At 43.2% G+C, this 26,095-nt stretch carries 26 protein-coding genes and 1 tRNA gene; 14 read left to right on the top strand and 13 right to left on the bottom strand.

The features are described from left to right. The first annotated feature begins 26 nt into the window (after window positions 1-26). From accA to F9817_RS00325, 5 genes are all read left to right on the top strand, one after another. Window positions 27-986 carry an acetyl-CoA carboxylase carboxyl transferase subunit alpha gene (gene accA / locus F9817_RS00345; RefSeq protein ID WP_161152968.1) on the top strand — a complete coding sequence of 320 codons (960 nt, stop codon included), beginning with the start codon at window positions 27-29 and terminating at the stop codon, window positions 984-986. A gap of 130 nt (window positions 987-1,116) precedes the next feature. Continuing rightward, window positions 1,117-2,445 carry a tRNA lysidine(34) synthetase TilS gene (tilS, locus tag F9817_RS00340; protein WP_161152967.1) on the top strand — a complete coding sequence of 443 codons (1,329 nt, stop codon included), beginning with the start codon at window positions 1,117-1,119 and terminating at the stop codon, window positions 2,443-2,445. A gap of 20 nt (window positions 2,446-2,465) precedes the next feature. After that, entirely contained in the window at window positions 2,466-2,777 is a 312-nt protein-coding gene (locus tag F9817_RS00335) for a c-type cytochrome (RefSeq protein ID WP_161152966.1), read from the top strand. 131 nt (window positions 2,778-2,908) lie between these two features. Beyond that, window positions 2,909-3,247, top strand: a complete 339-nt coding sequence (glnB, locus tag F9817_RS00330) for a nitrogen regulatory protein P-II (protein ID WP_161152965.1) — start codon at window positions 2,909-2,911, stop codon at window positions 3,245-3,247. 110 nt (window positions 3,248-3,357) lie between these two features. Beyond that, entirely contained in the window at window positions 3,358-4,203 is an 846-nt protein-coding gene (locus F9817_RS00325; protein ID WP_161152964.1) for an endonuclease/exonuclease/phosphatase family protein, read from the top strand. A 54-nt stretch (window positions 4,204-4,257) separates the two neighbouring features. Here F9817_RS00325 and F9817_RS00320 read toward each other — a convergent pair whose 3' ends face one another. Then, entirely contained in the window at window positions 4,258-5,832 is a 1,575-nt protein-coding gene (locus F9817_RS00320; RefSeq protein ID WP_161152963.1) for a LysM peptidoglycan-binding domain-containing protein, read from the bottom strand. A gap of 73 nt (window positions 5,833-5,905) precedes the next feature. Next, window positions 5,906-6,664 (bottom strand): hydroxyacylglutathione hydrolase, encoded by a 759-nt coding sequence (gene gloB, locus F9817_RS00315; protein WP_161152962.1) that lies wholly within the window; start codon window positions 6,662-6,664, stop codon window positions 5,906-5,908. A 37-nt stretch (window positions 6,665-6,701) separates the two neighbouring features. Between gloB and F9817_RS00310 the strand changes: the two genes are divergently transcribed. Beyond that, entirely contained in the window at window positions 6,702-7,475 is a 774-nt protein-coding gene (locus F9817_RS00310; protein ID WP_161152961.1) for a class I SAM-dependent methyltransferase, read from the top strand. A 39-nt stretch (window positions 7,476-7,514) separates the two neighbouring features. Here F9817_RS00310 and rnhA read toward each other — a convergent pair whose 3' ends face one another. Continuing rightward, window positions 7,515-7,979, bottom strand: coding sequence for a ribonuclease HI (gene rnhA, locus F9817_RS00305; protein WP_161152960.1), 465 nt, complete (start codon window positions 7,977-7,979; stop codon window positions 7,515-7,517). Window positions 7,980-8,035: 56 nt separating this feature from the next. Here rnhA and dnaQ point away from each other — a divergent pair, with 56 nt between their 5' ends. From dnaQ to F9817_RS00280, 5 genes are all read left to right on the top strand, one after another. Continuing rightward, window positions 8,036-8,770, top strand: a complete 735-nt coding sequence (gene dnaQ / locus F9817_RS00300) for a DNA polymerase III subunit epsilon (RefSeq protein ID WP_161152959.1) — start codon at window positions 8,036-8,038, stop codon at window positions 8,768-8,770. A gap of 2 nt (window positions 8,771-8,772) precedes the next feature. Continuing rightward, on the top strand, window positions 8,773-10,023 hold the full coding sequence (locus F9817_RS00295) for a TIGR03503 family protein (RefSeq protein WP_161152958.1): 1,251 nt from the start codon (window positions 8,773-8,775) through the stop codon (window positions 10,021-10,023). Window positions 10,024-10,099: 76 nt separating this feature from the next. Next, on the top strand, window positions 10,100-10,240 hold the full coding sequence (locus F9817_RS00290) for a hypothetical protein (protein ID WP_161152957.1): 141 nt from the start codon (window positions 10,100-10,102) through the stop codon (window positions 10,238-10,240). Then, entirely contained in the window at window positions 10,230-10,805 is a 576-nt protein-coding gene (gene lpcA, locus F9817_RS00285) for a D-sedoheptulose 7-phosphate isomerase (protein ID WP_161152956.1), read from the top strand. Before F9817_RS00290 ends, lpcA begins: the two co-directional genes overlap by 11 nt. A gap of 88 nt (window positions 10,806-10,893) precedes the next feature. Next, window positions 10,894-11,739 (top strand): class II glutamine amidotransferase, encoded by an 846-nt coding sequence (locus F9817_RS00280; protein WP_161152955.1) that lies wholly within the window; start codon window positions 10,894-10,896, stop codon window positions 11,737-11,739. A gap of 105 nt (window positions 11,740-11,844) precedes the next feature. Here the strand turns inward: F9817_RS00280 and purN are convergent, their stop codons facing one another. Next, the gene (gene purN / locus F9817_RS00275; protein ID WP_161152954.1) at window positions 11,845-12,483 is read right to left on the bottom strand and encodes a phosphoribosylglycinamide formyltransferase; all 639 of its coding nucleotides are present in this window, start codon (window positions 12,481-12,483) and stop codon (window positions 11,845-11,847) included. A gap of 3 nt (window positions 12,484-12,486) precedes the next feature. After that, entirely contained in the window at window positions 12,487-13,527 is a 1,041-nt protein-coding gene (purM, locus tag F9817_RS00270) for a phosphoribosylformylglycinamidine cyclo-ligase (protein ID WP_161152953.1), read from the bottom strand. A 249-nt stretch (window positions 13,528-13,776) separates the two neighbouring features. Between purM and upp the strand changes: the two genes are divergently transcribed. Then, entirely contained in the window at window positions 13,777-14,403 is a 627-nt protein-coding gene (gene upp / locus F9817_RS00265; RefSeq protein ID WP_161152952.1) for a uracil phosphoribosyltransferase, read from the top strand. An 85-nt stretch (window positions 14,404-14,488) separates the two neighbouring features. Here upp and rluF read toward each other — a convergent pair whose 3' ends face one another. Together rluF and smrA are read right to left on the bottom strand one after the other, a co-directional pair. Continuing rightward, a complete protein-coding gene (gene rluF / locus F9817_RS00260) occupies window positions 14,489-15,508 on the bottom strand; it encodes a 23S rRNA pseudouridine(2604) synthase RluF (RefSeq protein ID WP_161152951.1) in 1,020 nt (339 codons plus the stop codon). Between the two features lie 91 nt (window positions 15,509-15,599). Beyond that, entirely contained in the window at window positions 15,600-16,181 is a 582-nt protein-coding gene (gene smrA / locus F9817_RS00255) for a DNA endonuclease SmrA (protein ID WP_161152950.1), read from the bottom strand. A gap of 519 nt (window positions 16,182-16,700) precedes the next feature. Between smrA and F9817_RS00250 the strand changes: the two genes are divergently transcribed. Then, window positions 16,701-16,777 (top strand) — tRNA-Pro (locus F9817_RS00250). A gap of 356 nt (window positions 16,778-17,133) precedes the next feature. Here the strand turns inward: F9817_RS00250 and F9817_RS00245 are convergent. Both F9817_RS00245 and F9817_RS00240 read right to left on the bottom strand, forming a co-directional pair. After that, window positions 17,134-18,009, bottom strand: a complete 876-nt coding sequence (locus F9817_RS00245; RefSeq protein WP_161152949.1) for a TraB/GumN family protein — start codon at window positions 18,007-18,009, stop codon at window positions 17,134-17,136. 120 nt (window positions 18,010-18,129) lie between these two features. Beyond that, complete coding sequence (locus F9817_RS00240; protein ID WP_161152948.1) at window positions 18,130-20,847, bottom strand: heavy metal translocating P-type ATPase; 2,718 nt, start codon at window positions 20,845-20,847, stop codon at window positions 18,130-18,132. Between the two features lie 238 nt (window positions 20,848-21,085). On the opposite strand from F9817_RS00240, the gene gltX reads away from it, so the two are divergent. Next, on the top strand, window positions 21,086-22,513 hold the full coding sequence (gene gltX, locus F9817_RS00235; protein WP_161152947.1) for a glutamate--tRNA ligase: 1,428 nt from the start codon (window positions 21,086-21,088) through the stop codon (window positions 22,511-22,513). 106 nt (window positions 22,514-22,619) lie between these two features. Here gltX and F9817_RS00230 read toward each other — a convergent pair whose 3' ends face one another. The 4 genes from F9817_RS00230 to F9817_RS00215 all read right to left on the bottom strand — a co-directional run bounded on the left by F9817_RS00230 (window position 22,620) and on the right by F9817_RS00215 (window position 26,028). Next, window positions 22,620-23,126, bottom strand: coding sequence for a Fe3+-citrate ABC transporter substrate-binding protein (locus F9817_RS00230; protein ID WP_161152946.1), 507 nt, complete (start codon window positions 23,124-23,126; stop codon window positions 22,620-22,622). A gap of 397 nt (window positions 23,127-23,523) precedes the next feature. Continuing rightward, a complete protein-coding gene (locus F9817_RS00225; protein WP_161152945.1) occupies window positions 23,524-24,561 on the bottom strand; it encodes a LacI family DNA-binding transcriptional regulator in 1,038 nt (345 codons plus the stop codon). A gap of 28 nt (window positions 24,562-24,589) precedes the next feature. Further along, the gene (locus F9817_RS00220; protein ID WP_161152944.1) at window positions 24,590-25,213 is read right to left on the bottom strand and encodes a protein-tyrosine phosphatase family protein; all 624 of its coding nucleotides are present in this window, start codon (window positions 25,211-25,213) and stop codon (window positions 24,590-24,592) included. Window positions 25,214-25,224: 11 nt separating this feature from the next. Further along, window positions 25,225-26,028 (bottom strand): inositol monophosphatase family protein, encoded by an 804-nt coding sequence (locus F9817_RS00215; protein WP_161152943.1) that lies wholly within the window; start codon window positions 26,026-26,028, stop codon window positions 25,225-25,227. Window positions 26,029-26,095 lie beyond the last annotated feature (67 nt).

Here is a 26,095-nt window from a genome sequence, read left to right as displayed (position 1 = left end):
CCACTGAGTAGAAAAAGGATCGTTAGATGAGCCTCAATTTTCTAGATTTTGAAAAACCTATTGTAGAACTGGAAGCCAAAATTCAGGCGCTTCGTGATGTTTCTCTTCACGGCGGTGATTCTTCTGTGGATCTTGAAAAAGAGATTGAACAGCTAGAAAAGAAAAGCTTAGAGCTTAAAAAGAAAACGTTCAGTGATTTAGGTGCATGGCAAGTTGCTCAACTTGCTCGTCACCCACAACGTCCATACACTCTAGATTACATCAAACACATGTTTACCGAGTTTGATGAACTAGCAGGTGATCGCGCATTTGCTGATGATAAAGCGATTATTGGTGGTATGGCTCGTATTGATGGCCGTCCAGTGATTGTGATTGGTCACCAGAAAGGTCGCGAAACACGTGAAAAAGTGAAGCGTAACTTTGGTATGCCTAAACCTGAAGGTTACCGTAAAGCAAAACGTTTAATGGAAATGGCTGAGCGTTTCAATATGCCAATCATCACTTTCATTGATACCGCGGGTGCTTATCCAGGTGTTGGTGCAGAAGAGCGTGGTCAATCTGAAGCAATCGCAACGAACCTTAAAGTAATGTCTGGTTTAAAAGTACCTGTTATTTGTAACGTTGTTGGTGAAGGCGGTTCTGGTGGTGCACTTGCAATTGGTGTTGGCGATTACGTTAACATGCTGCAGTACTCTACTTATTCAGTTATCTCTCCTGAAGGTTGTGCTTCAATCTTATGGCGTGATTCAGATAAAGCCCCACAAGCTGCAGAAGCAATGGGTCTAATCGCTCCTCGCCTTAAAGAGCTTGAGTTGATTGATGAGATCATTGAAGAGCCATTAGGTGGCGCTCATCGCGATCACGAGTTAACTGCCGCGAACATGAAAGCAACGTTGATTCGTCAACTTGCTGAGCTAGACAAATTGGAACAAGACGACCTTCTAGATCGTCGATACCAACGTCTAATGAGCTACGGTTACTGCTAAGTTTATCTTGTCATACACCGCAGTATGACTCGAACAAAAATGTCAAAGGGTTGGACTAAGTCCAGCCCTTTTTGTTTTCCAGTCAACGCGGTACACTTGCTCATATATTTGATTTCATTACTGACACTTAATGACCGAACTCTACTCTTATTTTGCAGAACAACTGGGTAATATTGCGCCAAATAAAGCGGTCGTTGCTTTTAGTGGCGGAGTAGACTCTCATGTTCTTTTAACTCTGCTTGCTCAGTATCGTGATACACATAAGATCGATTGTTTAGCCGTACATGTTCATCATGGACTCAGTGCTCATGCCGATGATTGGGCAGAGCAGTGTGTGTGCTGGGGTAAAAAGGTTGGTATTCCGGTTGTTGTTGAAAAGGTGAGTTTAGATTTTTCGTCCGGACAGAGCTTAGAGCGTGTGGCTAGAGAGGCTCGATATGCCGCGTTATCTAAGCATGTATCTCATGGTGACTGTTTATTGCTTGGCCAGCATGCCGATGATCAAATTGAAACGTTTTTGCTCGCGTTAAAACGCGGCAGTGGCCCTAAAGGGCTTTCTTCCATGGGAGCCCTAGGGCCTTTTGCTCAGGGGCAGTTGTTACGTCCTTTATTAGGTGTGACTCGCAGTGAAATTGAAGCATTTGCTCATGAGCATCATCTAGAGTGGGTAAGTGATGAAAGTAATCAAGATGAGCGCTTTGACCGGAATTTCTTGCGTCATCAGATTGTACCTTTATTAACGCAGCGCTGGAGTGGCTTTCATCAAGCCGTACTGCGCAGTGCTGAGTTGTGCGCTCAACAAGAGTTATTACTTGAAGAGTTACTGGCCGATAAACTGGATCAGGCGCTCTATTCAGATGGCAGCTTATCGATTGAAAAATTACAAGATTGTACTGAGCAAGTGAGACTTCAATTATGCCGCTATTGGTTAAAACAGCTAAATCAACCAATGCCAAGCCGGCAGCATACTGAAATGATATGGTATGAAGTGGCGTTAGCTAGCCTAGATGCCAACCCCATATTAACCTTAGGTCAGTATGATATTCGTCGTTTTCAGCAGCGTTTGTATTGCGTTGCACATCAAAGAGATATTTCGCAGTGGTCTGATCGGCTAACGTTAGAGCAGCCAGTCGTATTACCCGACTCTTTAGGTAGCTTACAACTGATTCGCACAGGAAAGGGGCAAATAGCATTGCCGAAAGAGTGCAAGTCAGTGGATATTATTTTTGACCCGACTGGTTTGTCTGCTTGTCCATATGGCCGAGTTGGAAGTCGCAAATTAAAAAAATTATATCAAGAATATGGTGTGCCAAGCTGGTTACGTCGAAGGTTACCTATTCTACTTTATCAACAACAAGTTATCGCCATAGCAGGATTATTTGTTAGCCGTGATTTTTATGGTCAGGAGTGTGAGCTCATCTGGGATAAATCTGCACATAACGTGGCAAACTTTACATAAAATAAAAAAAAGGTGAAGCAATGAGAGTATTCACGCTAAGTTTAGCAATTATGAGCACGGTATTTGCAGGTTACGCAATGGCTGGTGATATTGCAGCGGGACAGAAAAAAGCGGCTGGCTGTTTAGGTTGCCATGGTGCGAATGGTGTCGCTGTTATTCCGGGATATCCAAGTTTAAAAGGTCAAAACGAGCAGTATCTTGTGTCTTCGATGCAAGCTTACAAGAAGAAACAGCGTAAAGGCGGCCTAGCAAATATGATGCAGGCGCAAATGTCGATTTTGAGTAATGATGATATTGAAAACCTAGCTGCGTATTTTGCGAGTTTAAAATAACACTTAGGTGTTCAATATCAGCCAATTGAATAAAGTTATCTAGTGCCTGACCTTGGTTCAGGCTTTTTCGTTGATTGTTTGCCTAGGCTAGATAATAATGCCGGCAAGTGTATGAAGTTTAAGGGACGAACATGAAAAAAATTGAAGCGATTATCAAGCCGTTTAAACTTGATGACGTTCGCGAAGCATTAGCGGATGTTGGTATTACGGGTATGACAGTATCAGAAGTGAAAGGTTTTGGTCGTCAAAAAGGTCATACTGAGTTATACCGTGGCGCTGAATATATGGTGGATTTTCTACCTAAAGTAAAATTGGAAATCGTCGTGGGTGACGATGTGGTTGATCAGTGTGTTGACACCATTATCGAAGTTGCTCAGACTGGTAAAATTGGTGATGGCAAAATCTTCATCACAGAAGTGGAACGTATCGTACGTATCCGTACTGGTGAAGAAGATGAGGAAGCTATCTAAACTCCTTTAGCGGTATGAGCTTATCCCCCTTATTAGGGGAATATGGATAACGGGCTCAGCGACGCAATTAGCAGGAAGGCTTGCCTTCCTGCTAATGAAGTGTAGGTATTATGAGAAAACGTTATTTATTCTTTTCTAGTTTGCTGCTAATAGGCTCTGGTGTTAGCAGTTTTCTGACCATTTTTTCTATTCCTAAACACCCTCAATTACTTACCATCAACGATGAAGGTGAGGAGCAGCCACTCGTCTGTTATCAAGGTCATCCAGAACAGGCGGTCGATAGGGCTGGTCAACTCAATGTCTTAGTCTGGAATATTTACAAGCAGAATCGCGACAATTGGGCGCAAGCGTTAACTCAATACAGCCAACAGGCGGATTTATTGTTTCTACAAGAAGCGAGTATGACCGAGCCTTTAAAAAATTGGATTTCTGCTAATAATTGGGATGGTGCCCAAGCCAATGCATTTAGGGTTCTTGGTGAATCGACTGGGGTGCTTAACCTTTCGAAAGTGATGCCCAAGCTCGCCTGCGCTTACACTGAGGTAGAACCTTGGTTACGTTTACCTAAATCTGGTATCTATGCTGAATACCCATTAAGTAATGGAGAAACATTAGCGAGTGTCAACTTGCATGCGGTTAATTTTACGTATGGCACGGCCGAGTACGAGGCGCAAATTGAACGTCTATTAGAGCGATTAGGACACCATCGAGGACCTATTATTCTTGCTGGTGATTTTAATAGTTGGAGTTCAAGACGCATGCATATCTTGACGCAGGCTTTTCATAAGATTGGTCTTGAGGAAGTGTCGTTTTCTCCCGATAACCGCGTGACCTTTTTTAATGGTTTAGCTCTGGATCATGTGTTTTATCGAGGATTAGATTTAGTTAACGCTGAAGCGCCGAAAAGTGATGCATCCGATCATAACCCATTACAGGTGGCGTTCCGATTACGCTAATCGTTTAAACTCTATATAAGAAAAGAGCCCAACAGGGCTCTTTTCTTTTAGGTATTAAACACTCACTTTGGTGACATCAACGTAGAGTTTCAATTTTTGACCCGGCTGCAGGTATTTCTCATTCGCCAAATCATTCCATTGAATGATGTCGTTGGTTTTGACTTTAAATCGTTGTGCGATGGTGCTGAGTGAATCACCGCTGCGTACATGGTAGAACACTGTACGGATGATTGCGCCATCTGAGCTGGTTTTCCAAATGACCAGTTTTTGCCCTAAACGTAATGTGTCGAGCGGGCTCATCCCATTCCACTTGGCGAGTGAACGGTATGACACATTATTTTGGCGGGCAATTGTCCATAAGCTCTCACCGCTTTGTACTACATGATCTATCTTATATTGACCACGAGCGAGAGATTGTAATCTCTTCAATCGGTTACTGGCTGTTAACGCATAGGCTTTCGGATCTTTTACCGATGTCGGAATCATCAAATACTGTCCGACGCGAATCACGTTACTTGATAGGCTGTTCGCCGTTTCGATCACCTTAGTCGTTGTTTTGTGTTTTGCTGCGATCACACTCAACGTATCACCCGATTGAACTTTGTAACGAATCAACTTCATACCATCGCCTTGGTTTTCGGCAAGGTTTTTGTCAAAGGTCGTGACTTTTCCAACAGGGATAAGTAATTGATGAGGTCCATTTGGCGCTGTTGCCCATTGATTATAAGCGGGGTTATAGCTTTGGAGCTCCTTAACGCTCATACCCGCATATTTTGCAGCAATAGCGAGATCGAGCTGCTCATCGGGATCAACGAGCTGTAATACTGGTTCGTTTGGAATCTCTGGTAAATCGATACCGTATTTTTTCTGGTGTGCCACGATATCAGCCAAAGCGAGTAACTTAGGTACATATCCCGTGGTTTCTTTTGGTAGATCCAAGGAGAAAAAATCGGTGGGCTTATTTAATCGCTCATTTTTGCGAATTGCTCGAGAGATTGTACCACCGCCACTATTATAGGCAGCGATTGCTTGATACCAGTCACCGTCGAAGCGTTTGCCCAACACAGATAGATAATCTAGAGCGGCATCTGTCGCAGCATCAACGTCACGACGACCGTCATACCAAAAGTTTTGCTCAAGACCATACATTTTGCCAGTACTCGGTACAAACTGCCACAGGCCAGCTGCGCTGCCATGTGAGTAAGCAAATGCATCAAATGCACTTTCAACAATAGGAAGTAGTGCGAGCTCTAATGGTAAGCCTCGGTCTTCGATTTTTTGAGTAATCAAATACAAGAATGGCTTCGCACGCTGAGCAACGATTTCTAGGTGTTTGGGATGTTTTAGATACCAAGTACGGTAATAAGCAACAGAACGGTTATTAGGAATACCGATCTTTAATTGCATACCAATACGTTTCCAAAGGTCGCTTTGCTCTTGTGGCGTGGCAACCTTCGGTTTATGAATAGCAGCTGTATCATGCTCTGCTTGTACAGCAGAAGACTCTGTTACGCTATCAGACTGAGATGAAGAGTCTCCATTAGTCTCAGGTGTTGTTTGGTTCTCTGGCTGGGTAATTTGACAACCGGCAAGCAGCAGAGCCAATACCCAACTGAAATGTACTCGCATGTAAGACAGCCTTTTTTCTAATTTGGCTGCTGATAATACTTGTCGTACAGACTTTATTACAAGTAAGAAAACGTTAAAATTCGTTTTTCCACTCACGTAGCGCTGTAAATATCGACAAAGGCTCAGCATTTAATGTGCGGTTAGCCACTGATTTTACAATGGTTGCCGCCTCAGTGCGTAAAAATGGATTAATGTTTTTTTCAGTTTTTATTGTTGTTGGCAATGTTATTTTATCTTGTGCTCTTAGGCGAATAACATCATCGCGATAATGTTTAAGTTCTTGATTATCCGGTTCAACTGCCATTGCAAATGCAATGTTGCTGGTGGTGTATTCATGAGCGCAATACACCTCGGTATTGTCAGGCAGTGTCAGTAGCTTGTTAAGAGAATTGAACATCTGCTCCATCGTACCTTCAAAAACTCTGCCACACCCTGCAGAAAATAGCACATCGCCACAAAATAGCTTGTCATCACCAACATACCCTATATGACCAAGAGTGTGTCCTGGTAGTTCCAGTACGGTAAAACGAACGTCAAATAATTCGATTTGATCGCCATCTTGCACAGGATGGGTTAGGGTAGGGATTGGTTCCTGTTTTGGCCCAACAACATTAATGTCTGGGTAATGGTGAACAATGTCAGGAACGCCACCAATATGATCATGATGGTGGTGCGTAATCAGGATCGCTTCTGGAGTGAGTTGATGTTCTTTCAAGTAGGCTAATACCGGTTTCGCGTCTCCGGGATCGACGATAGCACAACGCTGATCGCTATTTTGAATCAGCCAGATGTAATTATCGTTAAATGCAGGTATGCTTTTGATATGTAACATGAGTTATCTCCAGTCGCCTAGGTGAAGCGAGTTAGCAATGAAACCAGCACGCAGTAAACGTAATATTGAGCATCCCCACTCTTGGTCACAGTTGAAAAATGGCCAGTGGGTCAGTGAAACTATCCAAATGCGCCTTGATGAATGGTGTCCGAAACTGTTTGGCTATCACTTGCTCAAATTAGGTGGTTTGAGTTGTGAGCTTGCCAGTAGTAACTGCAATATTCAACACCAAGTTCATATGGATATTGAAAACTCGCTGCATACGGTGATTGCCGATAGTTATGAGTTGCCTTTTCTCGAAAAAAGCATTGATGCTGTTATTTTATCTCATCAACTCGACTACTGTAATGACCCACATCGCTTGTTGCGCGAGGTTGACCGAGTTTTGATCGATGATGGTTGCGTGATTATTACTGGCTTTAATCCTGTCAGTTGGATTGGAATGAGCCGGTTATTACCATGGAGAAAAAATAATTTGCCATGGAGCGGACGCATGTTTACCCCGAATCGAATCAAAGATTGGCTGGGTTTACTCAATTATCAAGTGCTCACCTGTGACCAATACGCTGTGTTTCCCATTTATAAATATCGTGCGATGTGGACTTGGTTAGAGAGTTCCATGGGGCACTGGGCGTCATCATTTGGTTGTTTGTACTTTATTGTTGCGAAAAAGCGCACTTACCCATTGCAACCGATTAAACCTCATTGGCGTTTTAAACGTCGGTTTTATCCTGTGGGGTTAAATTATCGAGTTGAGGATTCTGGAAAGTACCACTCAACATCGTGTGATACGTCATCAGAAAGTCATTAAAGTAAACCCCAAATAGATAGCTATTTGGGGAGTAGGACATTAATTGGGTTGGTAACCGTGGTCTTCTTCTGTCGGATTTTCTGCAGCGGTTCGAGCCAGTTCATCACACATTTCGTTTTCTCGATGCCCTGCATGTCCTTTAACCCAGTGCCAATCGATTTTATGGCGCTCGGTTTCTTGGTCTAATGCTTTCCATAAATCCGCGTTTTTGACGGGTTTTTTATCCGCAGTTTTCCAATTGCGTTTTTTCCAATTATGGATCCACTGAGTTATGCCCTGACGAACATATTGGCTATCCGTGGTTAAAATCACATGGCAGGGCTCTTTTAAAGATTGCAACGCAACAATCGCTGCCAGCATTTCCATACGATTATTGGTTGTAAGCTTGTACCCTTTGGATAATGTTTTTTCCACTTGCTTATAGCGCATGACGATTCCGTAACCACCAGGTCCGGGATTACCTAAACAAGAACCATCAGTGAAAATTTCCACCTGTTTCTTCATGATTTGATACTATTGGTTAACGCACACAATTGGCATAGTCTGACATATATATTGTAATGAATACTAGCAGCAATTCAGAATACAACCGCATTGTGGTTCTCGATACTGAAACCACAGGTATGAACCGCGAAGGTGGACCTCACTACGAAGGGCATCGGATTATTGAAATCGGTGCGGTAGAGATCATTAATCGTAAACTGACCGGAAAACATTTTCACGTCTATTTAAAACCCGATCGCACAATCCAAGAAGAAGCGATCGAAATCCATGGTATTACTGATGAATTCTTAGTGGATAAACCCCTCTATAAAGAGGTGCATGAAGAATTTCTCGAATTTATTCGTGGAGCAGAGTTAGTTGCTCATAACGCGCCCTTCGATGTGGGCTTTATGGATTATGAGTTTGCTAAACTCAGTGGAGCCGCGGTTAAAACGGATGACCTATGTAAAGTTACCGATACCTTGGCAATGGCGAAGAAAATCTTCCCAGGGAAACGGAACAACTTGGACGTATTGTGTGAACGTTATGGTATAGATAACTCACATCGTACTCTTCACGGGGCGTTGCTCGATGCGGAAATCTTGGCCGATGTATTCTTAATGATGACAGGTGGCCAGACATCCATGCAATTTAATGCTGGCGCTCAGGACGGAGGAGAAATGGGAGCAAACTCAATAAAAAGAGTCGCTTCTGATCGAAAACCACTAAAGGTTTTGTATGCCTCGGCCGATGAAGTTCAAGCACACGAAGAAAGAATGAAGTTAGTGGATAATAGCCTCTGGGGTCAGTAAATATGTGGAAGGGGATAACAGGATTTTTGACGTTGGTGATCAGCTTCAATATTTGGGCTGCTGGACCCTCAGTCATTCATCTGTTAGATAACCGGTTTAGAGTCGATCCTAGTATCGACCAGATTACGTTCGTTATCTATCGCGAGAAATCGTCGCGCCCTGTTGTCCTTGTTCGCCCAGATGGGCATAAATATTACGCATGGAAAGCGCCTGATAATGTACGTTGGTATCAAGAGCCTTCAATAGATATTATCTCGATAGAAAAGCCGATGCCAGGGCCATGGCAAGCGGTAGGTAAAGTCACACCAGAAAATCATATTAAGCTTATCTCTAACTTAAAGTTGTCCTCAGATTCATTTCCTGACCGTGTTTACCAAGGTGAAGAAATTAAATTTACTGCTCGTTTAACTTCGGATGATAAGCCGCTGCAATTAAGAGATTTCTTAGATCGCGTAAAATTGAAAGTAACATTTACTAAATTTATCGAGAATGAAGCCGCATTGGCGAAAGAAGCTCGTCCTATTCCTGATGTTATTGGTGAGTTTGAAGATGATGGGCGAGGTTTGGATGAAAAAGCGGGGGATGGGGTATTTACGGTTGGATTGAAAATTCATTCCAAACCCGGTAAGTATCGTGTGCGCATTACGTCAGGTAATGGTGTTTTTCTCCGAGCACAAGAGAGCGAAGTTCTCGTTTATCCAACGCCATACGAAGCGACTTTCATCCAATCGCGACAGGTGAATCAACCGCATCAAATTGTATTAAGTGGTGAACAAGGAATGTTAGAGCCTGGCTCACTTGCTACACAAATTGATCATAAAGATCCCAAAGGGGCAATGAGTCATTTTGATGGTCAATCAGAACCTGATTCTTTAAAAGTATCGGTCAATATTCCCAATTCTGGTGAATATGGCCAGTATACGTGGTCTGGTACTCTGTATGCTAACGATTTGGCTTCCAAGCGCCCACTAGTCTTCCCTATTAGCGAACAGAGCTACAGTATCGTCCATGAAGTTGATCTCGAGCAGACCCGATTAATGCAGGAAAAAGAAGCGGCTGAGCGAAAGAAAATTGAGTTGGAAAAAGCACAGTTGCAAGCCCGATCTGATGCACGAAAACGTGGCATTATGATGATCGCTATCGGGAATGTGGTCGTCATCCTTCTCGCATTACTCGTTTGGTTTGTTGTGCGCAAAATCAAAGCGAAAAAAGCATTGCAGCCCGAGCTACAATTAGATATGCCGAAGAAGTAGTGTGCAGTACTCATTCTGTTTTGCTAATACGAGTTTTAGCCTTTCTATATAATTGCTTTTTAATTGTCCAAAAATAGTGAAATTAGGTAAATCTTTGGTGTTAGCTATCGACAGCCGTTTTCCTTCGGGTAAACTCTTCGGCGTTGACCGCTTTGTTCTCTATGAGCAAAACCACCTTACAGTGAATAATAAAGAGACTGATCCCTATGTACCATGATTTAATCAAGAACGAATTAACCGAAGCTGCCGATGTGCTAAACAAGTTTTTGAGTGATGAACATAATATTCAGCAAATCGAAGCTGCGGCAAAGTTAATTGCTGACTCATTTAAACAGGGTGGTAAAGTACTATCGTGTGGTAATGGTGGTTCTCATTGTGATGCTATGCATTTTGCTGAAGAGCTAACGGGTCGTTACCGTGAAAATCGCCCGGGTTATCCAGGTATTGCGATTTCTGATCCGAGCCATTTATCATGTGTGAGTAACGATTTTGGGTATGATTTCGTGTTTTCTCGTTATGTCGAAGCGGTTGGTCAAAAAGGAGATGTCTTGTTTGGTCTTTCTACTTCAGGTAACTCGGGTAACATTTTAAAAGCGATTGAAGCGGCAAAAGCAAAAGGCATGAAAACCATCGCATTAACGGGTAAAGATGGCGGTAAAATGGCGGGTTATGCTGATGTTGAAATCCGCGTACCACACTTTGGTTATGCTGACCGTATTCAAGAAATCCATATTAAAATTATCCATATCGTTATTCAGTTGATTGAAAAAGAAATGGCTTAATCGCTGCTATGGAACTGACAAACAGGCCGATTTTTTCGGCCTCTATTTCAGTTTGAATGATGGTTTAAAGTGAGGAGTAATTTAAACCATGTGTGAATTGCTTGGCATGAGCGCGAACGTGCCTACAGATATCTGTTTCAGTTTTACCGGCCTAATTCAACGAGGGGGGCGTACAGGTCCTCATCGAGACGGTTGGGGAATCACCTTTTACGAAGGCAAAGGTTTTCGCACTTTTAAAGATCCTGCCCCAAGTTGCCAATCTAAAATTGCTCAGCTTGTCCAAAGTTATCCAATCAAAAGCCGGGCTGTGATTAGCCATATACGCCAAGCTAATCGAGGCGGTGTCAGTTTAGAAAATACCCACCCTTTTACTCGCGAGTTATGGGGGCGTTACTGGACCTTTGCGCATAATGGTCAGCTCACCGATTATCAAGACTTACCAACGGGTAACCACCGTCCGGTTGGCCAAACAGACAGTGAAAAATCGTTTTGTTGGTTATTGGAACAGATGGAAAGGAGATTTCCTGAAACGCCGAAAGATATGGTTGATGTGTTCCGTTATGTGGCAGCACTGTGCGATCAGTTAAAAGAGAAGGGCGTATTCAATATGCTGTTATCAGATGGTGAATATCTGATGACCTATTGCACCAATCATTTGTATTGGATTACTCGTCAAGCGCCTTTTGGTAATGCTACTTTGCTTGATGAAGATGTCGAGGTTAATTTCCAAGAAGAAACGACTCCTGAAGACGTCGTCTCGGTTATCGCTACTCAACCATTAACTGGTAATGAAAACTGGCAACGCATGAAGCCGGGAGAATATGGTCTGTTTCATTTTGGAAAGCGTATTGCCACCAATATGGACGACTTGAAAGATGTTCCATTTGCTGCACCAAAACCAGGAAATCAAGCGCCGACAGAGCTATTAGAATAAGATTGGTTCTGTTAAGAATGTAAAGCATAGGTATAGTCAGGACAAAATAAAAAGGTTGATACGTGAGTACCAACCTTTTTTTATTCTTACAATAACGAATTATATTTATTCGTATGCGTGGCCGTGAATACCTAACGCTTTGCCATCTAAGTAAGCTTTGCCATCTTTCATGTCTAAACGACCTTCGACAAACCATTGTACAACCAATGGGTAGATACGGTGCTCTTGGGCTTGAACACGTTCAGTTAAGACTTCCACTGTATCTTCATCAAAGATAGGCACTTTTGCTTGAAGGATAACAGGACCTCCATCAAGCTGTTCGGTGACAAAATGCACACTCGTTCCGTGCTCTTCATCACCAGCTAGAATGGCACGTTGATAGGTATTTAAGCCTGGGTATTTAGGTAGTAGAGAAGGGTGAATGTTGATCATTCGACCTTTATAGTGGCGAACGAATTCACCACTCAAGATACGCATAAAGCCAGCAAGTACCACTAGGTCTGGATTAAATTCATCCATTTGACGCATTAACTCGCGATCGTAAGCATCGCGAGTATCAAAGGCTTTTGCGTCAAGAAATACTGGTTCTGCACCTGCTTTTTTTGCACGTTCTAACCCGTAAGCCGTTGCTTTATTAGAAAAAACAGCCGTCACCTTACCGTCTTTAATGCTTGAATCACAAGCATCAAGGATCGCTTGTAAGTTAGTACCATTTCCTGAAATTAAAACAACTACACTTTTCATAGGTTAATTTATCTCTACTTGACCTTCGTTAGATTCTGCTGTCGCAATTGTACCGATTACCCACGCAGTTTCACCTTCTTTTTGTAAAAGTTCGACGGCAGCATCGGCTTGGTCGGCAGGAAGAGCAATCACTAGACCAACACCACAGTTAAAGGTACGGTACATTTCGTGAGTATCAACGTTACCTTTTTCCTGTAACCATTTGAAAATTGAAGGCCATTCCCAGCTATTTCCATCGATAACAGCTTTAGTTCCTTCAGGAAGAACGCGTGGGATATTTTCCCAGAAGCCGCCACCAGTAATATGAGAAATAGCGTGAATGTCATGTTCTTCAACCAATTTTAGACCTGATTTGATGTAGATCTTGGTTGGAGTAAGCAGATGTTCACCGACAGGTTTTCCGTCCAATAGCTCGTTTTTATCCGCTTTAGATACTTCGAGAATCTTACGAACTAGAGAGTAACCATTTGAGTGAGGACCGCTAGAGCCTACAGCGATAAGTGCATCACCAGCAGCTACTTTAGTGCCATCAATGATGTTTTCTTTTTCAACAACACCAACACAGAAACCAGCAACGTCGTAATCTTCGCCTTCGTACATTCCTGGCATTTCAGCAGTTTCACCGCCGATAAGTGCACAGCCTGCTTGTAGACAACCATCCGCGATACCAGATACAACGTCTGCAGCTGTATCAATATCGAGTTTGCCCGTTGCATAGTAATCAAGGAAAAACAGTGGTTCTGCACCTTGAACGATAAGGTCGTTCACACACATAGCAACAAGGTCGATGCCAATGGTATCGTGCTTTTTCATATCTAAAGCAAGACGTAGTTTAGTACCTACACCATCTGTACCTGAAACCAAAACAGGTTGCTTGTATTTCGTTGGTAGTTCACACAGAGCACCAAAACCACCGATACCACCCATTACTTCTGGGCGACGTGTCTGTTTTACTGCACCTTTAATACGATTAACAAGCTCGTTGCCTGCATCAATATCTACACCAGCGTCTTTGTAGCTTAAAGAAGTGTTATTACCGCTCACGGGGAAATTCCTCGGTCTAGTTGGATATGGAAACGGCGCTATTCTACAGGGCTTAAAACAAAAAGGAAAACGTTTGCGTCGGATTTTTTATAAGATTTTTATGCATCCTGCCGAAGCATAGTGGTAGAAATTATTAATCTTTTTTATTGATGCAATAGAGACTTAGGTTGATATATGGAGAGAAAATATAAATCAACAACGAATCTGTGTATAATCAGAAGGTTTGTTTAAATTATGCCGGAGATGGAAATGAAAGTTGTTGAAGTAAAACACCCGCTAGTAAAACATAAAATTGGTTTGATGCGCGAAGGTGATATCAGCACTAAACGTTTTCGTGAGTTAGCCACAGAAGTTGGCAGTCTTCTCACTTACGAAGCAACTGCAGACTTTGAAACAGAAAAGGTAACCATCGAAGGGTGGATGGGGCCGGTAGAAATCGACCAAATTAAAGGTAAAAAAGTTACAGTTGTTCCAATTCTACGTGCTGGTTTAGGTATGATGGATGGCGTGTTAGAGCATATCCCAAGTGCTCGTATTAGCGTTGTTGGTGTCTATCGTGATGAAACCACATTAGAGCCAGTTCCATACTTTAATAAGCTTGCGACTAATATCGATGAGCGTATGGCGTTGGTTGTTGATCCAATGTTAGCAACTGGTGGTTCTATGATTGCGACTATTGACCTGCTAAAAGAGCATGGTTGTGATCATATCAAGGTCTTAGTTCTTGTTGCTGCTCCAGAAGGTCTTGAAGCACTTGAAAAAGCGCATCCAGATGTCGAGCTATATACTGCTGCCATTGATGAAAAGTTGAATGACAAAGGCTATATTGTTCCTGGTTTAGGTGATGCAGGCGATAAGATTTTTGGCACAAAATAACACTGATTTTGTGATTAATAAAAAAGGAGCATCTTGCTCCTTTTTTAATGCCAAAAACCTATTAAGCGCTAAGGTTCATCTGCATCTATTTTTTTAAACTCAATGTACCGCCAACCTTTTTTCGAGGTGTGGTGTTGTCATTAGAACGGCGCTGCTGAGCTGGCTTTCCTGTTGATTTATGAGCATTGGTGTTATTACGCTCACGACCTTTTTTAGAGTTAGGTGCATGACGAAATTCGTCGGCATTATTACCGCGATAAGTTCTAGCTTTTTGATTACGACGTGCTTTAGACGTTTGGTTTTCTTCTCTGCTATCAAACACTTTAGCGTGTGTTGCACGGCGAATCTTTTGGCCTTGAACCGTTTGTTTTGACGCCTCTTCTGTACCACTCGAATCTTCACACATCGCAAGTATCTCTGAGACTTCTTCGTCACTTAAGTAGCGCCATTCACCATTGGGTAATCCATCAAGCGAAATATTCATAATACGTACTCGACGTAGTTTAAATACTTCATAGCCCAACGCTTCACACATACGACGAATCTGACGATTAAGTCCTTGAGTTAATACAATACGAAAACTGAATTTGGTTTCCCTTGTGACTTGGCAAGGAAGGGTTACCGTATCAAGAATATTGACACCAGTGGACATATTCTTAATAAACTCGTCGCTAATTGGTTTATTAACACGGACGACGTACTCTTTTTCGTGATTGTTACCTGCGCGCAGTATCTTATTCACGATATCGCCATCATTGGTCAGAAAAATAAGACCATCAGAGGGTTTATCTAAACGACCAATGGGGAAAATACGCTGTGAGTGACCAATAAAGTCAACAATGTTACCTGGGATATCACGTTCAGTTGTACAAGTAATGCCTGTGGGTTTATTCAATGCAATATAGATTGGGCGTTGTTTTTTATTGCCCACCACTTTGCCATCCACACACACTTCATCTGTTGGTGACACTTTGGTGCCCATTTCTGGACGCTGGCCATTGATTGTGACACGGCCTTGTTCGATCAGCTTGTCCGCTTCGCGGCGTGAGCAAAAGCCAGTTTCACTGATGTATTTATTGAGGCGCTTTTCAGCAGGCTGTGACATGGACAATCTCCGGCGTATAACATTACGAATAAAGAGCTACACGGTCAGCGCTCTTTCTCAAAAGAGCGCGCATTCTAACAGTTCTTAGTTTTCAGCCAAGTCGTTTTTGATGACGTTCGCGTGTTTCCAGTTTTTTATCATTACTCTTACGCAATAAAACGTATACCGCTCCTGTTCCTCCATGAAAACGCTGAGCACTATGAACGCATTGCACTTCTTTTATTTGGGTTAACCAATATGATAGATAGCTTTTCATCAATGCCGGAGGGTTAGAACGTTCTCCTTTACCATGAACAATGATGACGGTTCTTATATCCATTCGCATGCATTGACGAAGAAAATTCACCACTTCATCTCTTGCTTGCTTTAAGGTTTTACGATGCAAATCAAGTCGTGCTTGGATCGGGTATTTGCCTAAACGCAGTTTTCGAAATACACCATCTTGTACACCATCCCGTTTAAACTCAATGAGATCTTCCGGTTTGATCATTGGTGCATTATCAAGGGATAAATAATCCGAGTCACGTTCATCTAGGCTAGTGGCCGCTTCTCGCCGTGCCAGTTGCGCGTCTGTGACTTGAATTGTTTTTTGATGTTCAGCAACATCATTGGTTTTAAGCGGTTTAACATCGCCCATCATTTGTTGAAATAGCTCGAAATCATCTTGAGACATAGGAAGGCATCTCGACATTAGCAACTACATAATCAAGAGTATACCAATCGAAAACGCAATTTGATCATTCGCACAATAAAAAACCGGAGCAGAAAAAGGTCTACTCCGGTGCGTAGCGTCACTCTATTTTTCAATAGGTGCTAAGCGATCTAGTGAGGAGATTTGTCGTTCAGGACTTTGTGTTGAAGAAAGACAACCAGATAATCGAGAATATCCATTATCACCGAGTTAACCCACAGAATTGCCAATCTGGAGGGGGTAGCAGGCGCTTTGCTTCCAAAGTATCGAAGACGAATGTTACGTTAAATTGTCCCGGTCAGAGCAACACTGATCTAGATCAAACGCGATGAATTGTCGGAGATTCAACATGAAACGGTGGGAATTTAGTCACATTTTGCTTGGGTTGCGTGTATTTTGAACGAACGGATTTTATTTTCAATAAAAGTCTTGCACCGCAGAAAAGAATGAGTAATATACGCATCCGTTCCCGGTAATAAACATTCCGGTTGAGCGATATCTCGGTGAATAGCGCAGTTTGGTAGCGCATCTGGTTTGGGACCAGAGGGTCGGGGGTTCGAATCCCTCTTCACCGACCACATTTAAAGAAGCCCCGACAGCAATGTCGGGGCTTTTTGCATTTAGGAATGTTAGATTCCCAGCATCTTGGGTCGGGGGCTGGAAGCCCAGTCGCATCGAATTCCTCTTCACCGACCANATTTAAAGAAGCCCTGNCAGNAATGTCNGGGCTTTTTGCATTTAGGAATGATTGATTCCCAGCATCTTGGGTCGGGGGCTGGAAGCCCAGTCGCATCGAATTCCTCTTCACCGACCATATTTAAAGAAGCCCTGACAGCAATGTCAGGGCTTTTTGCATTTAGGAATNATNGATTCCCAGCACCTTAGGTTGGGGGGCCTTTTGTTTTTAACGCAGAGTCGTGTTTCGAGCTCAATCCTATTTAGGAAAATCACAGTTTGCTTGGCTGGAACGATTGAGGCGCTCTACTTTAAATCCTTGTTTTTCAAGTAGTGATAAAACATTTCCTTCGCCGATGAGGTGCAACATACCCACCACCATTACGTAGTGACCATTTTGATTGGGCAAAAAAGTCTTCGAGTTTATTTTATCTGCCCAGTCTTGATTACGGTTGCTTAGTACATTCTGTTTCATTTGGTTTGGCATAGAATCCGCTTGAGCAAAGCGCAATAAGTTTTTTTTGTCACCTGCTTTCCAACTTTGAACTAAACATTGCATAGTCGCAGTACTGGTTTGCCATTCATCCAACATAGAGACCAACAGCTCTTTACCTTGTTGATCTTGCTTTGTCAGTAAGTTGATCTGAAATTGTAGGGTTTCTAAACCAATGACTGGGATATTGTCTTTTGTTGCTTGTCCGATAAGGTGATTATCAATCCCGTTACGAGATTGATACCCGAGTTGTTCTAGATGTACATTTTGAATCGAAATGGCTGTAACCCAAGGGGACATTGCGCGATAACGCTGGCTATTTAGTCCCAGTTTCTTAGTGATTCTATCGAGCTTCTTTAATTGTTTTGCAGTCAGTACTTCATCACTACGAACCGTTTGTGGTGGGTAGTTAACCTGATTTGCGTTGCGTGTATCAGCCTCTGTAATGAGGCCATCACCATGTGCTAAAGACTCAGTGATCACTTTAGGTAGTGGGTACATGGATTCATTTCCCACATGGACAGAGCCGATCACGTAAATATTTAAATCACCCTTGGAAATGTGCCAATAGAGAGGTTCTGCTTTAGTCACTGTGGTGACAATGGCAAGCAGACTAGCAATGAGGCGTAAGCTCAGCGACATAATTCTTCCTGAATTGATAAATATTGCTTTAAATAGGGCAGAGTAGCATAGCAGGTGTGAAAAAAATGGCGATGTATCAATATCGCCATTTTACTTTAAAAATCAGTAAGTACACCAAGGTTAGTTTTGTACTTTAAATAACCTTAAACGATTAGCATTGCTCACGACAGTGATTGAAGACAATGCCATCGCTGCCCCTGCAATAACAGGGCTGAGCATAAACCCAAAAGCAGGATATAGCACACCTGCAGCGATAGGAATACCAATAGTGTTGTAAATAAACGCACCAAATAAGTTTTGATGAATATTTTTTACCGTTGCTTTTGATAGCTCAATAGCATTAGCAATGGCGGCCGGAGATGAGTTCAATAGTGTCATCTGAGCACTTTCAATGGCGACATCACTCCCCGAGCCCATGGCAACACCAATGTCTGCTTGCGCTAAAGCAGGGGCATCGTTAATTCCATCACCAGCCATCGCTACCTTGCGACCTAACTGCTGTAAAGCAGCAATATGCTCAGCTTTTTCATCCGGTTTTACTTGGGCAATAATTTGCTTAATGCCGATTTCTTGACCGATAGCGTCTGCAACACCTTGTTGGTCACCAGTTAACATGACCGTGTGAATTCCCATATTATTCAGTGTGGTGATCGCTTGTTTTGCTTCCGGTTTGATCGGATCTGCAATGGCAATACTGCCAATAATCTGCTGATCTATTGCAATTAATACCGGTGTCCAAGCATTGTTTTGATATTGTTCTAACGCAGTTTGAACCTTGTCTAATTCAATCCCAAGTTCTTGAATGTAAGTCGTCGAACCGATCAGAACATGTTGGCCATTGATCATTGCGCTCAAACCTTTACCGCGTTGGTTAGCAAATTGCTCAGTAACCATCGGGGATAACTGCTGCTCCTTGGCATAAATGCAAATTGCTTTTGCTAAAGGGTGTTCTGACTGTTGTTCTAGGCCGTAGGCCAATTTTAATAAATCTTCTGGAGTGCCAGAAAGAACATCGACCGATTGAACACTGGGTTTACCTTGCGTCAAGGTTCCGGTTTTATCAAACACAACCGTATCAATCTGGCTAGCTGATTGCAGTACGTTAGCATCTTTAATTAAAATTCCGAGTTCGGCTGCTTTACCAACCCCAACGGTGACGGATAAAGGGGTAGCGAGACCAAGCGCACAGGGACAGGCAATGATCAGCACGGTTGTTGCTGCCACTAGCATGTAGCTGATTTTAGGTTCTGGGCCTACCATGTACCAAATGGCTGCGGTAACGATCGCGATACCGACTACAACCGGAACAAATACCGATGAAATGCGGTCGGCGAGCTTAGCTATTGCAGGTTTACTGCTTTGTGCTTGGCGTACCAATTGGATAATGCGTGACAGCATGGTTTGACTACCGATCCCTGTCGCTTTAATCACTAAACTGCCGTCTTGGTTAATCGTGCCCGCTGAAACGGGTTCACCTTCTAACTTATGGGTAGGAATAGGTTCGCCAGTCAGCATAGATTCATCGACATAGGAATCCCCTTCGATAACCACACCATCAACTGCTACTTTTTCCCCTGGTTTGATGCGTAACATCATTCCTTGCTCAATGCTATCAACACGAATGACTTCATCACCGGTATCAGTAATAAGCGTTGCTTCTTGAGGTTGCAGATTAATTAACGCTTGTAATGATTGTGTCGTGCGAGCTTTCGCTTTTGCTTCAATATAGTGACCTAAAGAAATCAAACCGATGATCATCGCACTGGCTTCAAAGTACACATGACGTGCAGCATCTGGGAATGCATTGGGTATAAGAACGACAGTAATCGAGTAGAGCCATGCGACGCCAGTACCTAATGCGACTAACGTATCCATGGTTGCTCGGCCATGAGTCAATGATTTCCAAGCGCTTGAATAGAAGTGGCGGCCAGCCGTCATGAGCAGTCCTAAACAGAGTAATCCGACGATTCCCCAACCAATTTGTGCAGAACCCGAGGTGATCATCATTTCACCCCCGAATACTCCCCAGAGCATGAGGGGAACCCCCAAAACAAGCCCCATCACAGCACTACGCAAGTGCTCCTTTTTGACTTGTTCTAGTTGTTCTTGCTGTTTGTGTTGTTGCTCGGCTGGGTCATCAACCCATTCGGCTTGATAGCCTGCTTCAGTGATGGCTTTAATCAGTGCGTCGGGTTGTTGCTCACGAGCAAGGACTAACGCGCTTTGTTCAGCAAGGTTTACTTGCGCGCGATGAACCCCTTCGACTGATAATAGGGCTTTTTCAACTGATGAAACACAGCTAGCACAGCTCATCCCTTTAACTAAGAGATGTGTTGCCACGTCTTCTTGATGAATCGTGCTAGCTTGCTGCTGTTTTGTATTAGGGGTCTCCTCTACAGTAACATCATCTGCTTGAGAGACAGTGTCAGTTTCTGATGGTTGCATTGCATCATCATTAGCCGCTTTGGCAGTGAAGCCGACTTCTGCCACTTTATCTGCGATTTGTTGCTCAGTAAGAGATGTCACGAGAGTTAAATGCTCGGTGGTTACCTCTAAACGAGCAATCTGATCCGATTCTTTTAGGTGAGAGGTGAGTTTATTAACACATCCTCCACAATGTAGGCCTTCTAAAGCAAAATCGTAACGATGGCCGGCACCAAACCCCGCCGTTTCAACACTGTCTAGTACTCCATCAAGTGATGCTTCAGCATCAAATTCGATGAAAGTAGGGGACAGTTCTTTAATATCTACTGTGAAATCTTCATTCAACTGACGCTCAAGTTTACGCGCGCAGCCCATACAATGAAGACCGGTTAATGATAGAGAATAATGGCTCATGAAATTTCCCTCCAAGACCAATTTTGTTTCAGCATAAACCTTACCCTAACGGTAAGGTCAAGGATAAATAGGACTTCTAGTTTGAGTTAAACACTATTGTTAAGGAAAATGAGGTAAAAGAGTTGGTTATTAGGTCAAATCGATATTTGTCGTTATTCCCTAGGCAGTGGTAGAATACCGCGCAAATTTCGCTTACGCTGTCGATTTAGCGCAGGCTTCTGACAAAGGTAAATTCATAATGACGGTTAAAACTCGTTTTGCTCCTAGCCCAACAGGCTTTCTTCATGTCGGTGGTGCACGTACCGCACTGTACTCTTGGTTATATGCGAAAAACCAAGGTGGTGAATTTGTTTTGCGTATCGAAGACACTGATTTAGAACGTTCTACTCAACCAGCAGTAGATGCGATTCTTGAGGGCATGACTTGGCTTGGTCTAGATTGGGATGAAGGTCCATACTACCAAACTAAACGTTTTGACCGTTACAACGAAGTAGTGGATCAGCTACTTGCTGAAGGCAAAGCGTACAAATGTTATGCATCTAAAGAACTGCTTGATGAAGTTCGCGCAGAACAAGAAGCGAACAAAGAATTGGTTCGCTACGATGCTAACCATCCAAAAATCAAAGCAGCAAACGAAGCGGCAAAAGAGGGTGATCCTTGTTGTATTCGTTTCCGTAACCCTACAGAAGGTACTGTTGTATTTGATGACCAAATTCGTGGCCCTATCGAGTTCTCGAATAGTGTGTTGGATGATTTGATCATTCGTCGTACTGACGGTTCACCAACCTACAACTTCTGTGTGGTAGTGGATGACTGGGATATGGGTATCACTCACGTAATCCGTGGTGAAGACCATATCAACAACACACCTCGTCAAATCAACATCTACAAAGCACTTGGCGCAGAAGTTCCTACTTTTGCTCACTGTGCAATGATCCTTGGCGACGACGGTGCGAAACTGTCTAAACGTCACGGTGCTGTTTCTGTTATGCAATACCGCGATGAAGGTTACCTACCTGAAGCGCTAATCAACTACTTAGTACGTCTAGGTTGGGGTCATGGCGACCAAGAAATCTTCACTAAAGAAGAGATGATCAACCTATTTAGCTTGAATGCGATTTCTAAATCAGCATCCGCATTCAACACTGAAAAACTATTATGGTTGAACAACCACTACATCAAAACGCTTGCACCTGAGTACGTGGCAAGTCACCTTGAATGGCACTTCGAGCACCAAGGCATCAACAAAGACAACGGTCCAGCACTGACTGAGCTAGTGGCGCTAATGGGCGAACGTGCTCATACATTGGTTGAGCTTGCTGCTCAATCTCGTTACTTCTACGAAGACTTCTCTGAATTCGACGCAGCAGCAGCGAAAAAACACCTACGTGGCGTAGCAAAAGAGCCTCTTGCTCTTGCATTGAGCAAAATCGAAGCGCTAACTGAGTGGACTGCGGAAAGCTTACACGGCGTTATCGAAGCGGTATGTGCTGAACTAGAAGTTGGCATGGGTAAAGTAGGTATGCCTCTACGTGTTGCTGTGACTGGCGCAGGTCAATCACCATCAGTAGACGCAACTATGCAGCTAATTGGTAAAGAACGTGTTATCGCTCGTATCAAGATGGCATTAGAGTTCATTGCTCAGCGTGAAGCAAACGCACAATAATAGGCGTTACCTATAAAGAGAAAAACCGTAGCTGAGAGGCTGCGGTTTTTTTATATCTATACCAATAAGGATTCTTAGGCCGACACCGATGAATGCCAAAAGAGGATTATTTTAGGTCAATACTATTAAGCCGGCCCATGTAGATTAGAATATCAAGGTAGTCTTTATGAGCTTCAAGTAGCGCTTTTTTCGTTTTGCTATAGGCAGCGAGTTTACCATGCTTGTTTATAGAGCAGACGACACTCTTAAACGTACATTTCCCTTTTGCATCATAGTGTCTCCATGCGGCAATGTAGCACGCATCGCGACAATCTGGGTTTTCCAATGTTGGTCGGGGTTTGTAGATGATCTTTGGCTCAAGACTATGCGGAAGGCGAGTCATTAAGTAGGGATCTTTTAAGATTCTTCGCCAATGTTTGCCCCACATCTCTGAACCTAGTTCATTACGCATACGAATGGCTTTCTGTAATCCACGCTTTTCACCGATACGTATGTAACCGACGGAGCGGTGTAATACGGTATCTTCGGGGGTATGAATGTGGATTTTATACGCGGTTTTCGCTTTCGAAATAAATCGATGACCGGTATTGGTCTCCAAATTACTCTTCTTCATTGTCTCATCTATATAATAATCATTATTTGATTAAGGAAAGGTGTCGGATTCTTTACCAAGCGTAAAAAATGTAACGGAGTTTCATCAGAGTTAAGTCAGGAGAATGCGAGAAAAAGCGAGTTCTATTGATCTTATGTGAAGTGGGTTCAATAAAGCTCAAAGGAATGATAAGGGCTGCCAATAAGATATTCAATGCAAGTATGAGTAAAAAATAGCCCGTGTTAATCATTAAAAATACCGAGTCAATGACACATTCCGACGTTGTTTTTACTCTATTCCCCAGTAATAAAATGGACTTTCTTTGTGGTCAACTTAGCTATTAACGGGGCAGAATTCAGGGTGTCACTCATGAGTTCTTGCATAGAAGCTATCAACTTCAACGTGCTTGGGATAGGCCTTAATCAGAGTTTGGTAATGGTCGAACGGTATGACGCCATTTAGCGATAGCAGAAAAGTGTTCTGTAACAGGGTCGTTAGGTTCTTCTGATGTTTTCGTTAAGCGTTGGACAATCGCAGCAGCCATTTGAGTGAGTGGCTGTTGGTAGGTTGTTAATTGGTAACTTTGCCAACTAGATTGTTCAATATCATCAAATCCAATGATGCAGAGATCGTTAGGAATCGACAGTTTAAATTCATGGCGAGCCACATCCATAAATCCACAGGCGAGCAAATCAGTGACACAAAAAATGCCATCTGGTTTTTGACGATGGGAGAGTAATTGTCGTGCTGCTTCCGCCCCTGTGTTGTATTCAGTTGGGCCTGCTCGTAATAACGTACACGGTTGTTGGTGTTGTTTGGCAAGATCCATGAAGCGTTGTTCACGAGCTAATAAACTCGGTGATTGAATTGTGGATGAGATCACAGCTAAACGCCGACAGCCAGCCTGCTGCAGTAGATGATGCGCGTCGGCTATGATGTCTTGATAATCGATCACCATATGGTCGGCCCGTGGAAACTGATTACCTCGGTTAATCAAGATGACATGTTGTCCGCTATTTAAACACGTTTCGACAAATTCATTATCTGGAGAGCCAGAAAGAACAATTGTAGCTGAAGCACGGTAATTAAGCGTTTGGCTTAAGGCTTCATTAGTGCTCTCCTTACCTCCCGCAGTGTTGATTACCATCACTGCTCGTCCGGCTATTTGCAGGTGCTGAGTGATTGTATCGAGTAATTGGGCTTGAAATGGTGCATTTAGGTTAGAGCCGAGAATGCATACCGGTCGGCTGGTTTCTTTTGACAGGCCACGGGCTAGATGGTTGACATGATAGTTTAGCGCCTTTGCTGCATCCATCACCTTGACTCTGGTTTGTTCTGAGACACTGGCGCCTGGTGTGAAGGTGCGTGATACTGCAGAGCGAGAGACACCAGCAAGTTTTGCCACTTCAGCAGCACTTGCCATTGATTTAGGAATAAAAGGCGCTTTATTTGTCATAGATTTCTGATTACTTCGTTACTTATGTTTATTCTGCAATAACTTGGCGAATAGCTCGGTGCATAGCCACTGCTTGTTTAGCTAAATCAACCAACATAGGTTTTGGCGTTTCAAACCATTCATCTGGGTGCAATTCGCGAGTGTGACGAATATGGGCGATAGCGGCTTCTAATGTCGGGTATTTTTCTGGCATCTCCAGATGTAAGAATAACGCGACAATAGTGACAGAACGACTACGACCTCCACGGCAATTAACCAAAATATTGCCTAATTCGCGGTTTTTATAAGAAGGTTTATCCGGAATGGTCTGATTTAAGGCTGAACGCATTAAGTAGTAACCCGCTAAAATCATTTCGGCAGTGTTACCAGGACCATCAATCAAGCCGAGCTTGTAATAACGAACTGGCCCAGCACCAAATGCCTTAGTATCGCCGGTGTAATTCGGATCAAGTTGGTCTACCCAGTCAATATCAAGGTTGACTGCACAGTTGAGGACAATTTTGATATCTAACTCTTTGAGAAGATCAGGATTTGCGGTACCAACAGACCCTCCAATATAAATATTGACGCCCCAATGAGGAATATTGCTTTCAATAAGGCTAATAGGTGGACGTGGGTAATGTTTGGTTTTAGATGGAGTTGTTACAGTCATAAAATCAAGCCTTATTGTTGGGATAATAAAGGAATATCTAAGGCGTCAGCCAATGATTGAGCAACGCCTGGAGCAGCGGCAAAAACGGGGCCGCCGAATCGGATCTCATCAAAGTTTTGTGGGTAAGTCCCGGTATATCCGCCCGCTTCGCGAACCAGTAATAAACCCGCTAAGCAGTCCCAAGCATTCATATGTAGCTCGGCATAACCATCAGTGCGACCTTCTGCAACCCAGGCTAATGCCAGTGCGCCAGAGGCACCGCGGCGAATATTCGTTCCTAGTGTGAGTAAGTTATCGATAGCACTGAGATAACGTTGTTGAGAAACCCTTGTTGACCAGCCAAGTTCAAAAGAGCTACTAGCAATATGAGCGGTTTTGGCAATGTGTAATGGGGATTGATTTTTGAGAGCGTAATAGCCTTTACGTGCTAAATAGAGCTCATCTGTAACTGGATTATAAATCGCCCCAAGTAAGGTTTCTGCTCGATAAACGAGGGCAATGGTAACGCAAAAGTGATCGATTCCACGGGCAAAGTTCGCTGTGCCATCAATAGGGTCGACAATCCATAGGTAATCACTATCGGTGTTAAAACCGCCGGATTCTTCACCAAACACCACATCCTGTGGAAACTGTTTGCAAATGGAATCGCGGATCAGGTTTTCAACTAAGCCATCTGCTTCAGTTAGGAAGTCTTGTGCTCCTTTTAAAGAGATCTCTTGCGGATCGCGCTGGTGGAAATGATTAAGCGCAAGCTGTCCCGCTTCTAGAATAACGGTTTTAAGAGCTTTTTCTCTACTATCAATTGCATCGTTCAATGAAGGTTCTTCCTCGTATAAATCAGTGGCTATTTCATCGCCCGAAGGCGGTGAAAACTTAGTAAGT

The sequence above is a fragment of the Vibrio eleionomae genome, assembly GCF_009874545.1.
In the GTDB taxonomy this organism is placed as follows: Bacteria; Pseudomonadota; Gammaproteobacteria; order Enterobacterales; family Vibrionaceae; genus Vibrio; species Vibrio nitrifigilis.
The sequence above is the reverse complement of the archived record's forward strand: the minus strand, read 5'-3'. Positions and strand labels throughout refer to the sequence as shown.

Bases quoted from the DNA above. Each gene is read 5' to 3' on its own strand.
- accA (WP_161152968.1), top strand. From the start codon at position 27: ATGAGCCTCAATTTTCTAGATTTTGAAAAACCTATTGTAGAACTGGAA.
- tilS (WP_161152967.1), top strand. From the start codon at position 1,117: ATGACCGAACTCTACTCTTATTTTGCAGAACAACTGGGTAATATTGCG.
- F9817_RS00335 (WP_161152966.1), top strand. From the start codon at position 2,466: ATGAGAGTATTCACGCTAAGTTTAGCAATTATGAGCACGGTATTTGCA.
- glnB (WP_161152965.1), top strand. From the start codon at position 2,909: ATGAAAAAAATTGAAGCGATTATCAAGCCGTTTAAACTTGATGACGTT.
- F9817_RS00325 (WP_161152964.1), top strand. From the start codon at position 3,358: ATGAGAAAACGTTATTTATTCTTTTCTAGTTTGCTGCTAATAGGCTCT.
- F9817_RS00320 (WP_161152963.1), bottom strand. From the start codon at position 5,832: ATGCGAGTACATTTCAGTTGGGTATTGGCTCTGCTGCTTGCCGGTTGT.
- gloB (WP_161152962.1), bottom strand. From the start codon at position 6,664: ATGTTACATATCAAAAGCATACCTGCATTTAACGATAATTACATCTGG.
- F9817_RS00310 (WP_161152961.1), top strand. From the start codon at position 6,702: ATGAAACCAGCACGCAGTAAACGTAATATTGAGCATCCCCACTCTTGG.
- rnhA (WP_161152960.1), bottom strand. From the start codon at position 7,979: ATGAAGAAACAGGTGGAAATTTTCACTGATGGTTCTTGTTTAGGTAAT.
- dnaQ (WP_161152959.1), top strand. From the start codon at position 8,036: ATGAATACTAGCAGCAATTCAGAATACAACCGCATTGTGGTTCTCGAT.
- F9817_RS00295 (WP_161152958.1), top strand. From the start codon at position 8,773: ATGTGGAAGGGGATAACAGGATTTTTGACGTTGGTGATCAGCTTCAAT.
- lpcA (WP_161152956.1), top strand. From the start codon at position 10,230: ATGTACCATGATTTAATCAAGAACGAATTAACCGAAGCTGCCGATGTG.
- F9817_RS00280 (WP_161152955.1), top strand. From the start codon at position 10,894: ATGTGTGAATTGCTTGGCATGAGCGCGAACGTGCCTACAGATATCTGT.
- purN (WP_161152954.1), bottom strand. From the start codon at position 12,483: ATGAAAAGTGTAGTTGTTTTAATTTCAGGAAATGGTACTAACTTACAA.
- upp (WP_161152952.1), top strand. From the start codon at position 13,777: ATGAAAGTTGTTGAAGTAAAACACCCGCTAGTAAAACATAAAATTGGT.
- rluF (WP_161152951.1), bottom strand. From the start codon at position 15,508: ATGTCACAGCCTGCTGAAAAGCGCCTCAATAAATACATCAGTGAAACT.
- smrA (WP_161152950.1), bottom strand. From the start codon at position 16,181: ATGTCTCAAGATGATTTCGAGCTATTTCAACAAATGATGGGCGATGTT.
- F9817_RS00245 (WP_161152949.1), bottom strand. From the start codon at position 18,009: ATGTCGCTGAGCTTACGCCTCATTGCTAGTCTGCTTGCCATTGTCACC.
- F9817_RS00240 (WP_161152948.1), bottom strand. From the start codon at position 20,847: ATGAGCCATTATTCTCTATCATTAACCGGTCTTCATTGTATGGGCTGC.
- gltX (WP_161152947.1), top strand. From the start codon at position 21,086: ATGACGGTTAAAACTCGTTTTGCTCCTAGCCCAACAGGCTTTCTTCAT.
- F9817_RS00230 (WP_161152946.1), bottom strand. From the start codon at position 23,126: ATGAAGAAGAGTAATTTGGAGACCAATACCGGTCATCGATTTATTTCG.
- F9817_RS00225 (WP_161152945.1), bottom strand. From the start codon at position 24,561: ATGACAAATAAAGCGCCTTTTATTCCTAAATCAATGGCAAGTGCTGCT.
- F9817_RS00220 (WP_161152944.1), bottom strand. From the start codon at position 25,213: ATGACTGTAACAACTCCATCTAAAACCAAACATTACCCACGTCCACCT.